Raw genomic sequence first — 13,663 nt, 5'->3', positions numbered from 1 at the left:
CCCCGACCCCCCCCGGGCCCTCGGAGCTCATCACCACCCCCCCCGGGGGGGGGCCCACCCTGGGGGCGGCACGCCCGGCCGGCGGGGACCCCATCGACTACCTGTACTGGCTCACGTCGCTGGCCGGCGGCGGAAACGCCAACGCCGCGGCCGTGGTGCTGACGCTGCTGGCGATGCCGCTGGCCGCCCTGGCCGCCTGGCTGGGGCTGGGCGCCGTCACCCGCTCGCGTGCCGCCCGCATGGTCGGCGCCCTGCTCTGGGGCCTGGCCCCGGCACTGCAGGTTTCCCTGGCCTCCGGCCGGACCGGCAGCGTGCTGGTGCACGTGCTGGCACCGCTCTTCCTGCTGGCCCTGCTGCGCTCGGTTGGCGCCGGGGTCGACTTCCGATCCAGCCGCGGATCCCAAGCGCGCCCCGCCTCGCGCCCCGGCGTCGGAGCGGTTCCCTCCTGGACCGCCACGGCCGCTGCGGCCCTGCTGCTGGTGCCCATCGCCGCCGGTTCCCCTGCCGTGGGACTGGTCCTGGTCGTGCTCATCATCCTCGCGGCCATCATGCTGCGCTCGCGGGCCAAGACCCTGTGGTGGGTTCCGCTGCCGATGCTGGTCTTCCACCTGCCGCTGGTCATTGCCGCCCTGCGCAACCCCCGCGCCCTGCTCACCGATCCGGGACTGGCCCTGCCCTTTGCCCCGGCCCCGTTGTGGGCCCAGGGACTTGGCTTCCCCACCGCCTTCGACCCGCTGGGCACCCCGGCCGGATTCGGATTCCTGCCCACCGGTCCGTGGTCCCTGGTGCTGGTGCTGCTGGTCGGGGTCCCGCTGCTGGCCTTCGCGCTGACCGGCCTCTTTGCCGGAGCCCGGAGCGGCTCGACCCCGCTGGCCCGCACGCTGTGGCTGGGCGGCGTGCTGATGCTCGCCGCCGGGTACGGCGCCTCGCTGGTGCCCTCCGCCGTGGCCGGGGACACCTTCGTCACCGCGTTCAACGGCCCCTTCGTCTCCTTCTTCGTCCTGGCCCTGCTCTTCGCCGCGGGCCTGGGGATCTCCGTGTTCCGGGGCGAGCGGGAGCCGCTGGCCCCGCCCACGTCGGGTGCGCGCCGCGTTGCCACCGGCACGCTGGCCTGGGCCTCGGTACTGCTGGGCGTTTCCGTCCTGGTGGCGGGAGGCAACTGGATCATGGCGCAGAACCCCGCACCCGCCGAGGCCGCCGCGGGAACCGACCTGGGCACCACCAGCTCCCTTCAGGCAGTTGGTGCCCGGACCCTTCCTGCCACCGCGGCGGACCGCGGGCTGGGGGACTACGAGGACCGCACGCTGGTGCTGGCCCAGAACGGCGACGGGGCGGTGAGCGCAGCCCTGATGAACGGGGCCGGCACAACCGCCGACGCCCTGTCCCAGACCGCCTCCGCAAACCGCCTCATCGGCAACCTGCTGGCCCCGGCCATGCGGGAATCCGACGATGCCGAGCGGCTCATCGAACAATCCGTGGCGACCCTGGTCTCCGACTCTGCCCTGGACCCGCGCGAGGAACTTGCCGCCTTGGGCACAGGGTTCGTGGTGCTGCAGGATTCCCGGGCGACGGCGTCGGCACTGGTCGCGCGCCTCGACGCGGTACCGGGCCTGATCCCCGTGGGACAGACCGAGTCCGGATGGCTGTGGCGCGTGGAACCGCTGGCCAAGATCCCGGGCGTGGACAACACCACCGACTCCACCTCCCGCGTGCGGATCGTGGCGGGGGAGAAGACTGTGGCGTTGCTGCCCTCGCACCGCGGGGAAGTCTCCGGCGCCGCCATCGAACCCGGCGATCCCGGCCGGGTGCTGGCCATGGCCGAACGCGCCGATGCGGGCTGGAGCGCAACCCTTGACGGGGTGCCGCTGAAACGCCTCGCCGTGGGCGCCGACGCCGGAACGGTCGCCGACGCCACCGGGACCGGTGTCGAGACCGCGCAATGGGCCCAAGGCTTTGAACTGGGTGCCGCCGGCGGCACCCTGGAACTGCACTACCAAAGCCCCTACAAGGTGCCCGTGGCCATCGCCCAGCTCGTGGTGCTGCTGCTGGCCCTGCTGCTGGTCATTCCCATCCCGCGCAGCCGCCGCTTTGCCGCGCGCCGCCTGGATGAATACCGCACCCGCGGCAACGCGGAAAGCATCGACGAGCTCGACCGCGGACACGTTGCCGCCCACGCCAAGGAGAAGAAGTGAAAAACGATTCCCGCAAGGCTCGCCGAGAGGCCGAACGCGTAGCCCAGGCCGCCCGCGAGGCCGCGGGACTGGCGCCGGGGGCGGCACTGCCCAAGGATCAGGACCAGGTCCCGGGTCCCGTCGCCGCCGCGCCGCGGGCCCCGGAACCCGGCGAAAAGGACACCGCGGCCGCGGCCGTTGAGCCTTCCGCGCCCGCTGCCTCCGCGGAGCCGGCCAAGGCCGATGACAAAGACGACAAAACCGTCGGACCGGGGAAAAGCCCGAAGGCCGAGGCGGCTGCCCCGGTCCGCGGCCAACGCACCAAGACCCGCGGCAGGACGCTGGGGCTGCTGGGCTCGGTCGGGGTGTTGTGCCTGGGCGCCGCGGCCATCGCCGCCGGTTCGGTGTTCCCGCCGGCCACCGCCGCCACCGGCACCGATGTCGCCGTCACCTCGCTGCCCGCAGGCGACGCGCTGGCCAGCTGCCCCTCGACGATGAAGCTGTTCACCGGCGCAGGATCCGGGGTCGACCCGGAATTCGCCCCTGCCTCCAAGAATGCCAAGACGGGCGTGCGCGCCGCGGTGCTTTCCGATTCCGCGGGCCGCATCCCGGGCACCGAAATGCTCAGGAACGATGCGGGCGTCGAAAAAACCATCGCCCCGCGCCTTCCCGCCGCCGAGGCCGAACGGGCCACCGGCGCCGGTGCCGACGGCACCTCCGAGCGCAAGGGGTCACCGAGCCCGGTGACCAACTACGCCGAGTCGCTCACGGTGCACGCCCAGCCGTTGGGCGGGGTCCAGTCCCTGGTTTCCGCCGTGCGTTCCTACTCCGCCGCGGACGGGGACCTGGCCGGACTAGCCGCAGCGGGCTGCGCCGCACCCTCATCCGAATCCTGGCTCACCGGGGCCGTGACCACGCCCGGCTCGACAGCGGTGCTGAACCTCGTGAACCCCTCGGCCTCAGTCGCCCAGGTCCGCGTGGACCTGCGCGGCGCCGACGGCATGATCTCCGCTCCCAGCCTCTCCGCGCTGGCAGTGGCCCCGGGGGAGTCCAAGTCGGTCATCCTGGCCGGGTACGCACCGAACGAAAAGGCCCTCTCGGCCAAGGTCACCTCCGCCGGCGGCCGCATCAACGCCACCATCCAGCAAAGCACGCTGCGCGGGCTGGTCCCGGGCGGCCTGGACTACCTGGGCGCCGCGGCAACCGCCAACAACACCCAGGTCATCCCCGGGGTCGCGATCCTGAGCCCCAAGCTTGCCGGAGAGCTGAGCAAGCCCGCCGCAAACGCCGATGCCACCGCCGAAGTGGTGCTGGCAGCCACCTCCGCCGAGGGCGCCACCGTCAAGGTGCGGGCACTGGGCCCGGCCGGCGAGGTCGCCATCCCCGGCGGCGGGGAAGTGGTGGTGGCCTCCAATGCCACCGCGCGCATGCCCCTGGGCGGGCTTCCGGCCGGGAACTACACGATCGTGATCGAGGGCGACTCGGCGGTGAGCGCGAGCGTGAAAATGGTGCGCGGCACCAAGGCCAACGAACCCATCGACCTGGCCTGGGCGCCGGCCGCCAACCGGCTGGGCAGCGAACACCTGCTGGTGCTCCCGCCCCTGGGCAGGGCCACGGTGGTGCTCAATGCGCCCGAGGACACCGCCACGGTCTCCGTGCGCTCGCTGGGCGCCGACGGCAAGCTCTCGGCAACGCGCAAGATCGAACTGGCGGGCGGCAAGTCCGTCGCCCTGACGGCATCCGACTTCGGCGCAGGCGCCACTGCCCTGGTACTGTCGGCCACCGGCGCCCCCAGCTACGCTGCCGCGGTCCTCCATGACGGCGCCTTCGGCATCGCCGCGGTGCCGGTCAGCGATGCGGCCCTGGGACGCGAGGGCGTCCAGGTCGTGCTGCGCGACTGAGCGTGAGGCGTCCAGGCGACCCAGTCGTCATCTAGTCGTTCGGGCCGGTGCCCCAGACCCCGTATTCGGGGTCGATGGCCTGCGGGTCCATGGCCCACAAATCGGCCAGCTGTTCCACGATCGACATGTGCACCATTTCCGGCAGCAGCTCGGGACCGTGGATGCACGCCTCCTCGATGGGGCGGCGGTAGAGCGTGATGCGTTCGGGGTGGCCCGGCCGCGCCGAGCGGTTGGTCGCCCACGGCACCCGGGTCCCTGCGGCCTGCGCACGGGCCAGCACCTTGGCAGCGGGGACCAGCATGATGCGGAAGTCGATGGACGTCACCCGGTCGCCCCAGCGGTCGGCGAGGCGCTCGGCCGATTCAACGAGCAGGTCCTCGAAACGCTCGGAACGGGTTCGCGCCCCGGGCAGCGGCGCCAGGATCATGGGCCCGCGCCGGCCGCGTCCATGCCGGTTGCGCTTGCGGGCGGCGAAGCCCCGGTTCTCCCCGCTGTGCAGCGAGGCCGGATCGCGCCCGTCCAAATCGATCGACAGTTTTCCGGACATGACACCAAGCCTATGCCACGAGGGCCCACAGGGATCCGCCTGCCCCACGGCGGTGCGCCGCCGAAGCGCCGCTGTGCTGCGGTAGTCTGTGTAACCGTGGGATCATCCAGACTTTGTTCACGTTCGGCGTGCCGCCAGCCGGCCATCGCCACCCTGACGTATGTGTACGCCGACTCGACGGCGGTGCTCGGTCCCTTGGCGACCTTCGCGGAACCGCATTGCTACGACTTGTGTGAGCTCCATGCGCAGCGACTGACCGTCCCGTTGGGGTGGGAAGTCTTGCGCCTGGCACTGCCCGAGCAGGGGCGGTTGCGCAACGACGACCTCTACGCCTTGGCCAACGCGGTGCGGGAAAACGACGTCCAGGCCTCACCGGCCCCCGCCGCCGAGGTCCCGGCGCCACGCACCTCCCCGCCGGCCATCGAGCCGGGCAACGGGCAGGGCATGACGCGGCGGCACCTGCGCGTGCTGCGCGAAGGGAACATGGAGCCCTAAACTGGGTTCCATGTCGAATCTCTCAGCCCAACTCACTGCCCAACTCCGCTGCCCGGTCACCGGCTCCACCCTCGTCCAGCACGGGGACACGCTGGTGTCCACCGGAACCGGGGCCAACGGCGAAACCTACAGTTACGACATCGTCGAGGGGATCCCGCTCATGTTGGCCCCCGAGGCCACCATCATCCCCGCGAAGATCTAGGGCCAGGGGGTGGGTGAGATGGGCATCGATTTCAGGGTCGCCGACCTGTCCCTCCACGAGGCAGGACGCCACCAGATCCGCCTGGCCGAGCACGAAATGCCGGGCCTGATGTCGCTGCGTGAGGAGTACTCCGCAGCGCAGCCGCTGGCGGGCGCGCGCATTGCGGGTTCCCTGCACATGACGGTGCAGACAGCGGTGCTCATCGAGACACTGGTCGCCCTCGGCGCGCAGGTCCGCTGGGCCTCCTGCAACATCTTCTCCACCCAGGACGAGGCCGCCGCCGCCGTGGTCGTGGGCACCGGCACCCCCGGGAACCCCGCGGGTGTCCCGGTCTTCGCGTGGAAGAACGAATCGCTCGAGGACTACTGGTGGACCGCCGAGCAGATCCTCTCCTGGCCGGGAGCCGAGCAGGACCCTGAGCTCGGCCCCAACATGATCCTGGATGACGGCGGGGACGCCACCATGCTGGTGCACCTGGGCATGCAGTACGAGGCCGCCGGCGCCGTGCCCGGCCCGGAGTCCGCCGAAAGCCACGAGCACGCGATCGTGCTTGACACCCTGCGCGCCTCCCTGGCCCGCGACACCGGAAAGTTCACCCGCATCGCCTCGCGAATCCTGGGTGTCAGCGAGGAGACCACCACCGGGGTGATGCGCCTGAACCAGATGGCCGCCGCCGGCACGCTGCTCTTCCCGGCGATCAATGTCAACGACTCGGTCACCAAGTCCAAGTTCGACAACAAGTACGGCATCCGCCACTCGCTGCCGGATGGCATCATGCGTGCCACCGACGTGCTGATCGGCGGCAAGGTCGTGGTCATCTGCGGCTACGGAGATGTTGGCAAGGGCGCGGCGGAGGCCATGCGCGGCCAGGGCGCCCGCGTCATCGTCACCGAGATCGACCCGATCTGCGCACTTCAGGCGGCCATGGACGGCTTCCAGGTCGCCCGCCTGGAAACCGTGCTGGCCCAGGGCGACATCTTCGTCACCACCACCGGCGGCAAGGACATCATCACCGTCGCACACATGCAGGGCATGAAGAACAAGGCCATCGTCGGCAACGTCGGGCACTTCGACAACGAAATCGACATGGCGGGGCTCGCCGAGCTCCCGGGTGTTGTCAAGGTCGAGATCAAGGGGCAGGTGCACGAGTGGATCTTCGGCGCCGGGACCGCCACGGAGCGCTCCATCATCGTGCTTTCCGAGGGCCGCCTGCTGAACCTGGGCAACGCCACCGGGCACCCGTCTTTCGTGATGTCCAACTCCTTCGCCAACCAGGTGATCGCGCAGATCGAGCTGTACACCAAGGCTGGCAACGGGGAGTATCTGAACGCCGTCTACGTTCTGCCCATGATCCTGGACGAGAAGGTAGCCCGCCTGCACCTCGCTGCCCTGGGCGTCGAGCTGACCGAGCTAACGGACGTTCAGGCGCAGTACCTGGGCCTGAACGTCGCCGGTCCGTACAAGCCGGAGCCGTACCGCTACTAGCACCCTGGGATGCAGCCGCCGAAGCAACGCCCTTCGCCGCAATCGACTCCCGCCGGCCGCCGCGCCAGGTGGTTGCCGGCGGGAGTCGGTGAGTCACGGGACCGACACGCGGACCCGAAACGCGCTGGTGGGCCATGGGTGAACCCTTGGCTCGATAGTCTTAGGACTGTGCTTGGCAGTGGGTGTTGGTGGCCCGTTGTGCCCCGCACCGCAAGCGCACCGCATGTCAGAGTTTTGAGGGAGAAGCATGGCTGAGCAGGACGAACCGCAGACCGGCAAGCCGGGAACGTCGGCGACCGCACCGGCTGTACCCGGTGTCGAGGTCACGACGGAAGCCCGCTCCGGCTCACTGAGCGCTGCCGCCGCGTCCGCTGCCGCCAAGATCGAGGCCTCGCTGGTCGCCTCGCGGGCGGCCGCCACGCAGAGGGCCGCCGAGGCCAAGGCCCCTGTGGCGCCGGCCGTGAAGCTTGGCGCAACGACCGAGGCTGCACCCGTGGGCGCACCGGCCAAGCCGGCACGGGCCCCGGCCGCAACAACGCCGGCCCCGGCCAAGACCGCCGCTGCGCCCCTGAAGCCCGCCGACCCGGCGAAGGCAACCTCCGCGCAGGCAACTCCCTCCAAGGCAGTCCCGGCCAAGCCGGCGGCACAGTCGAAGGCGGAAGAGCCCGAGGAGATCGAGGACATCATCGCCAAGATCCCGGTGGAACCACATACCGAAACCACCAAGGTTGACATGTCGCCAGCCCCGGCAGGGGCCGAATCCGCCGCCGCGCCGACCGACGACAAGACCCGCGCCATGCTGCGCCCCGTGGCCCCGGCAACACCGCAAACCGCCTCCGCGATTGCCGAGGCACGAAGCCGCGTCTTCGGCGCCTACACCCCGGTACCCGAGCCGACCCCCGCAGCCCGCGAACGCCGGGCCGCCCGAGAGGCCGCCTTGGAAGCCAAGCCGCCGCTGGCCCGCACCCTGCAGGTGCTGCTGGCCATCGCCTACCCATTCGTGCTGCTGATCCTCGCCATCCGACTGGTCGCCAGCCCCGTCTTCCTCTGGATCGCCTACCAGCGCCCCGGCTTCCCTGCCGACGGCTTCGGGTTCACCACCGCCGACAGGTTGACCTACGGGTCCTTTGGCGTGGACTTCCTGAACAACGTCGCCGACAACCGGTACCTGGGCGAATTGAGGGACCCCAACGGCAACCCGCTCTTCCTGGGCACCGAGGTCCAGCACATGGCCGACGTCAAGAACGTCATGTCCTTCACCTACCTGGGCGGGGCCATCCTGGGCGTCATCGCACTCATTGCGCTGGTTTACCTGGGCAAGCGCTATGCCGGCGGCATCCGCCGCGGGCTCTTTGTAGGATCCGTCGCCACCCTGGTGCTGCTGGCCGGGCTCACCACCCTGGCCATCCTGGGCTGGGACAGTTTCTTCGCCACGTTCCACCAGATCTTCTTCGCCAGCGGCACCTGGACGTTCAACTACTCCGACACGCTGATCCGGCTCTACCCGCCGCAATTCTGGATCGACGCTGCCATCGGCATCGCCGGCCTCGTGGTCATCACCGCGCTGGTGACCCTGTTCGCCACCTGGCCCACGGCCAAGCGCCGCGAGGGCTCGCGCCTGCGCCAGGAAAAGCGGGTCTTCGGGCTGTAGCACTCCCGGCCGAGCGGCCAACCACACATGATTCCCGGGTGTTTCCCGGCCTCGGAACCGAGGCCGGGAAACACCCGGGAATCGCTGTTTGTGCAGCCCTGCTCAGCGCCGGTACAGCTGCTCGATCAGGGCGCCGAAGTCGTGGATGACACTGGCCCGCTTCACCTGCAGGGTGGGGGTCAGGTGTCCCGACTCCTCGGTGAACTCACGGTCCAGGACCACGAACTTCTCGATGCCCTCGGCCTGGGACACCGTGGCGTTTGCAGCATCCACCGCCAGCTGGATCTCGGCGAGCACCCGAGGGTGCGCCGCGGCCGCGGCACCCGAGAGCACCGGCAGCGAGTTGGCCCGGCACCACGGGGCAAGCCCGTCGGGATCCAGGGTCAGCAGCGCGGCGACGAACGGGCGGTTCTCGCCCACCACGACCACCTGGGACACCAGGGGAGAGGCACGGATGATTTCCTCCAGCGGCCCGGGTGCCACGTTCTTGCCGCCGGCGGTCAGCAGGATGTCTTGCTTGCGGCCCGTGATGCTCAGGAACCCCGCCTCGTCCAGCGTCCCGGTGTCGCCGGTCCTGAAGAATCCCTCGTCGTCAAAGGCCTCCGCCGTGGCCTGTGCGTTGTGCCGGTACCCGGCAAACACCCCGATGCCCTTGACCAGGACCTCGCCGTCCGGCGCGATGCGGATGGTGGTTCCCGGGATGGGGATGCCCGCGGAACCCACGCGCAGGTGCCCTGCAATGTTCACGGTTGCAGGGGCGGTGGTCTCGGTGAGTCCGTAGCCCTCCAGCAGGCCCACGCCGGCGCCGCGGAAGAAGTGGGCCAGATCGGTGTTCAACGCGCTGGCGCCGCACATCGCATAGCGCACCCGGCCACCCAGCGCGGCCCGCAGCCTGGGGTACAGCGCCTTGTTGAACAGGGAGTGCCTGGCCAGCTGAACCGGGGAGCGGCGCGAGGTGAGGCCGCGGGCGCGGGCATCGGCGCTCCGGGAATATTCGATGGCCGCGGACTCCGCCTGGGCGAAGAGGCGTCGCTTGCCGGCCGCCTGGGCCGTGGCTGCCTCGGTGGCGCGGATCTTTTCGATGATCCTGGGCGCCGCCAGCAGGAAGCCGGGCCGCACCGCGGCCAGGTCCTGCACGAGGGTGGAGGCCGAGGGTGCGTGGGCAACGGTTGATCCGGCGTGCACGCAGACCTGCTGGATGGCACGGGCCAGGACGTGTGCCAGCGGCAGGGACATCAGGGTCCGCCCACGGGAGCCCAGCACCGGGGCAAGGTGGGGGGCGAGGTTCACTGCAACGAGGGAGAGGTTCGCATGGGTCAACATGCAGCCCTTGGGTCTTCCGGTGGTGCCGGAGGTGTAGGCCAGGGTGGCGATGTCCCGCAGGCCGGCGGAAGTCCTTGCGGTTTCGACCTGTTCGTCGGCGACGCCGCTGCCGGCACCCGCCGCCACCAGCTTCCGGAGCCCGGTTGAAGGGATGCCGGCCGGCGCGGGGGAGTCTTCCTGCTCGAAGCTCCACACGGTGACTTCCTCGCCCAGGGAGCCGGCGGCTTGGCCGATGACCCGTGCACACGCCGGATCCTCGGCGAAGACGTGGCGTGCCCCGGAGTCTTCAAGGATCCATGCCACCTGGTGCGGGGAACTGGTTTCGTAGATGGGAACCGACACCGCGCCGGCAAACCAGATCGCCTGCTCGGCCAGCGCCCATTCGTAGCGCGTGCGGGACATGATCCCGATGCCCTGCCCCGGGGTGATCCCGGCGGAGAGCAACATCTTGGCCAGCGATCGGACGTCGGACACGAAGTCTGCGGTGGCCACGTCGATCCACGACTCACCGCGCTTGACGCTGAAAAGCGGTGCGTCGTTTCCTCGCTTCAGGCGGTCCACCAGCAAGTCGGTGGTGTTGAAGTCCTTCGGCAGGTCCTTGATGAGTTGGGTGCTGGCTTCGCGCATGGTGTGGGGGTTCCCGTGGGTGCTCGGCATGTTCTCTGGGCCATAGCTTATGTTGCGCGCCAGCAATCCGGGCCCTATCCCCAGCTGGGCATCCAAATGTGGTTGCGCCAATTGTCATAGGTGACCATGTCCCCGGTCCACACCGGCAGGAAGAATGCGGAGACGGCAACGACCAACGCCAGGAAGGCCCCCACGCCCCACAGCAGCCTGCGCCGGTGCCACGGCACCAGACGGTCCGAGGGCAGGAACCTGCCCAGCACGTAGCTCAGCGCCAGGACCATGAACGGGGCGAAGGGCAGGGTGTAGAAGAAGAACATGGTGCGGTCCGGGTAGGCGAACCACGGCAGGAACCCCGCGGCCAGCGCCGAGAGGATCGCGCCGGCCCGCCAGTCGCGGGCGCCGATCCAGTAGAAGAGAACCAGCAGCAGGCTCAGCGTCGCGGCCCACCACAAGACCGGGTTGGGCAGGTCGGTGATCGCCTGCACGCAATCTGCCGAGGTGCACCCAAATTCGCCATTGGTGCGCGACTCGTAGAAGAAGAGCACGGGGCGCCCGGCAAAGAGCCAGCTCCACGGGGTTGACTCCCAGCCGTGCGGCGAGCCCAGGCCCTCGTGGAACGCGTAGGCAGCCCGGTGGTATTCACCCAGTGAACGCAAGACCTCCGGGACCCAGCCCCAGGTCTCCGAGGGGTTCTCCGCCGCCCACTGGCGGTAGCGCCCGTCGGACGAGCGCAGCCAGCCGGTCCAGGTGGCCAGGTACACCACGACGGCCGTGGGGATGATGAGCAGGAATGCAGGGATCCCGTCGCGGGTCAGCCCGGCGAGGATCCAGTGGCGGATTCCTGCGCGGCGCCGGGCCGCGAGGTCCCAGAGCACCGTCATCAGCCCGAAGACGGCAATGAAGGACAGCGCTGACCATTTCACCCCGGCCGCGCACCCGAGCATCACCCCGGCAACCAGCCGCCACGGCCGCCACCATAGCCACGGGCCGTAGGCCAGCAGCCTGTCGGCGGGGCGGGCCCCGTCCGCGGTGGACAGGAGCCGGGCCAGTTTCTCGCGCCCGTGGAAGCGGTCAAGGAGCAGGGCGAAGAACCCGGCCAGGATGAAGAACATCAGGAAGATATCCAGCAGCCCGGTGCGGGACATGACCAGCTGGTGCCCGTCGATGGCGGCCAGCAGGCCGGCCACGCCGCCCAGGAGCACCGAGGAGAACAACTTCTGGGCCACCAGCGCGCACAGCAGCACCGCGAGGGTGCCAAAGAGTGCGGCGGAAAAGCGCCAGCCCAGCCCGTTGTCGCTGCCGAACAGCCACATCCCACCGGCGATCAACCACTTGCCCAGCGGGGGATGGACCACGAAGGAGGCACTGTCCTTGGGTTCCGGGTTCCCGGCGATGAAGGCCTCGTTGGGCTCATCGCCCCACTCCAGCTCATGGCCCGCCTGCATCATGGTGTAGGCGTCCTTGACGTAGTAGGTCTCGTCGAAGATCAGCAGGTGCGGGTGCGCAAGGTTGGTGAATCGCAGCACCGCCGCGAGCACGGTGACTGCAAGCGGGACGATCCATCCCCAGATCCCGGCCCGGTGCAACGGGCCCACCAAACGGTCCCTCAGGGCCTCGAACCCGAAGGCGCCGGCCGGCGGGACAACCCAGCGCCGAAGTCTCTGCGTGGAAGCGGTAGTCACCGTCAACACTCTACCGGCGGCCGCCGCCGGGATCCGGCGGCGCGCGCGGGCAGTAGGCTTGGTGCGTGGAAACTCAACAAACCCCGGGCCAGATCGTGTTGGCGGCAACCCCCATTGGCAACCTTTCCGACGCGTCCCCACGCCTGATCGAGCTGATGAAGAGCGCTGACATCGTGGCGGCGGAGGACACCCGCAGGTTCCTGCACCTTGCCACGGGCCTCGGCGTCCGCGTGCCCGGGCGCTTGATCAGCTACCACGAACACAACGAAACCCACCGGCTCACCGAGCTGCTGGAACTGGTTGCAGGCGGGGCCACGATCCTCGTGGTCTCGGACGCCGGCATGCCCGCGGTCTCCGACCCCGGATTCAAGCTGGTCGAGGCCGCCGTTGCCGCGGGCGTGACCGTGACCGCCGTGCCCGGCCCCTCGGCGGTGCTCACCGCACTGGCACTCTCCGGGCTGCCCACCGACAGGTTCACCTTCGAGGGCTTCCTGCCGCGCAAGGCGGGGGAGCGGACCAAGCGCCTGCAGGACCTGGCCACCGAGCAACGCACCATGGTCTTCTTCGAGGCCCCGCACCGTCTTGACGCGATGATCCGCGCGCTGCGCGATGCCTTCGGGTCCGAACGCAAGGGCGCCATCGCCCGCGAACTGACCAAGATGTACGAGGAAGTGATCCGCGGGAGCCTCGACGAGCTGCTGGTGTGGGCCGAGGGCGAGGTCCGCGGCGAGATCGCCGTGGTCATCGCCGGTGCGCCCGCCGGGGAACCTGCCCGCGCGGTGGACCACGTGGCCCAGGTGCAGCAGCTGGTCTCCGAGGGCCTGCGGCTCAAGGAAGCGGTGGCTGCGGTGGCCGAGACCGAGCGCGTGTCCAAGCGCGAGCTCTACGCCGCGGTGCTCGAGGCCCGCGCCTAACACCGGCGCGCATGGGGTACCTGCACAAAACGGGGGCTGCGTCATAGTGCAGATAGAAATTTACAGTGACTTGCCGCGGCACTAGCGTGGAGACCAACAAGAACCCGCAATTTTCGCAACACCCCACTGTTCAAGGGAGAACGCCCCAATGACCATTACCCCCGAGCGCGAAGCCGAGCTACTGGCCTCCGTCCCGACCGGACTGCTGATCAATGGCGAATGGCGTGAAGCCTCCGACGGCGGAACCTTCGACGTCCTGGATCCGGCCACCGGGCTGAAGTTGGCCACCCTGGCCTCCGCCACCTCCGAGGACGCCATGGCAGCCCTGGACGCGGCGGATGCCGTGCAGTCCACGTGGGCGCTCACCGCACCGCGTGAGCGCGCCGAGATCCTGCGCCGCGCCTTCGACCTGGTCACCGCTCGTGCCGAGGACTTCGCGCTGCTGATGAGCCTGGAAATGGGCAAGCCGCTGGCCGAGGCCCGTGGCGAGGTCACCTACGGTGCCGAGTTCCTGCGCTGGTTCTCCGAGGAGACCGTCCGCGACTACGGCCGCTACCTCACCACCCCCGAGGGCAAGAACAAGATCCTGGTCCAGAAAAAACCCGTGGGGCCCTGCCTGCTGATCACGCCCTGGAACTTCCCGCTCGCCATGGCCACACGCAAGG

At 69.8% G+C, this 13,663-nt stretch carries 10 protein-coding genes and 1 pseudogene; 8 read left to right on the top strand and 3 right to left on the bottom strand.

Annotation, left to right across the window (positions count from 1 at the left end; all coding sequences use genetic code 11):
- A pseudogene (locus ACLQ7E_RS07920) lies at positions 1-2,192 on the top strand (glycosyltransferase family 2 protein); the annotation flags it as partial.
- Positions 2,189-4,072: a DUF5719 family protein gene (locus ACLQ7E_RS07915; RefSeq protein ID WP_411732032.1), complete on the top strand. Its 1,884-nt coding sequence runs from the start codon at positions 2,189-2,191 to the stop codon at positions 4,070-4,072. The pseudogene ACLQ7E_RS07920 and the gene ACLQ7E_RS07915, both read left to right, overlap by 4 nt.
- A 31-nt stretch (positions 4,073-4,103) precedes the next feature.
- On the opposite strand, the gene ACLQ7E_RS07910 is transcribed toward ACLQ7E_RS07915, so the two are convergent.
- Positions 4,104-4,619, bottom strand: coding sequence for a metallopeptidase family protein (locus ACLQ7E_RS07910; protein WP_411732031.1), 516 nt, complete (start codon positions 4,617-4,619; stop codon positions 4,104-4,106).
- Between the two features lie 96 nt (positions 4,620-4,715).
- Between ACLQ7E_RS07910 and ACLQ7E_RS07905 the strand changes: the two genes are divergently transcribed.
- The 4 genes from ACLQ7E_RS07905 (at position 4,716) to ACLQ7E_RS07890 (ending at position 8,452) form a co-directional block, all read left to right on the top strand.
- Positions 4,716-5,114: a DUF3499 domain-containing protein gene (locus tag ACLQ7E_RS07905; protein WP_411732030.1), complete on the top strand. Its 399-nt coding sequence runs from the start codon at positions 4,716-4,718 to the stop codon at positions 5,112-5,114.
- Between the two features lie 10 nt (positions 5,115-5,124).
- Positions 5,125-5,316 (top strand): hypothetical protein, encoded by a 192-nt coding sequence (locus ACLQ7E_RS07900; protein WP_411732029.1) that lies wholly within the window; start codon positions 5,125-5,127, stop codon positions 5,314-5,316.
- 18 nt (positions 5,317-5,334) lie between these two features.
- Positions 5,335-6,801 carry an adenosylhomocysteinase gene (gene ahcY / locus ACLQ7E_RS07895; RefSeq protein ID WP_411732028.1) on the top strand — a complete coding sequence of 489 codons (1,467 nt, stop codon included), beginning with the start codon at positions 5,335-5,337 and terminating at the stop codon, positions 6,799-6,801.
- 247 nt (positions 6,802-7,048) lie between these two features.
- Positions 7,049-8,452, top strand: coding sequence for a TIGR01906 family membrane protein (locus ACLQ7E_RS07890; RefSeq protein ID WP_411732027.1), 1,404 nt, complete (start codon positions 7,049-7,051; stop codon positions 8,450-8,452).
- Positions 8,453-8,554: 102 nt separating this feature from the next.
- On the opposite strand, the gene ACLQ7E_RS07885 is transcribed toward ACLQ7E_RS07890, so the two are convergent.
- Both ACLQ7E_RS07885 and ACLQ7E_RS07880 read right to left on the bottom strand, forming a co-directional pair.
- Positions 8,555-10,432 carry an AMP-dependent synthetase/ligase gene (locus ACLQ7E_RS07885; RefSeq protein ID WP_411732026.1) on the bottom strand — a complete coding sequence of 626 codons (1,878 nt, stop codon included), beginning with the start codon at positions 10,430-10,432 and terminating at the stop codon, positions 8,555-8,557.
- A 44-nt stretch (positions 10,433-10,476) separates the two neighbouring features.
- A complete protein-coding gene (locus ACLQ7E_RS07880) occupies positions 10,477-12,084 on the bottom strand; it encodes a dolichyl-phosphate-mannose--protein mannosyltransferase (RefSeq protein ID WP_411732025.1) in 1,608 nt (535 codons plus the stop codon).
- Positions 12,085-12,149: 65 nt separating this feature from the next.
- Here ACLQ7E_RS07880 and rsmI point away from each other — a divergent pair, with 65 nt between their 5' ends.
- Complete coding sequence (gene rsmI / locus ACLQ7E_RS07875) at positions 12,150-12,998, top strand: 16S rRNA (cytidine(1402)-2'-O)-methyltransferase (protein WP_411732024.1); 849 nt, start codon at positions 12,150-12,152, stop codon at positions 12,996-12,998.
- Positions 12,999-13,146: 148 nt separating this feature from the next.
- Positions 13,147-13,663: aldehyde dehydrogenase family protein (locus tag ACLQ7E_RS07870; protein ID WP_411732023.1), on the top strand; the 517-nt coding region annotated here is incomplete at its 3' end.

The sequence above is a fragment of the Paeniglutamicibacter sp. genome (genome assembly GCF_046714615.1).
GTDB lineage: Bacteria > Actinomycetota > Actinomycetes > Actinomycetales > Micrococcaceae > Paeniglutamicibacter.
The sequence above is the reverse complement of the archived record's forward strand: the minus strand, read 5'-3'. Positions and strand labels throughout refer to the sequence as shown.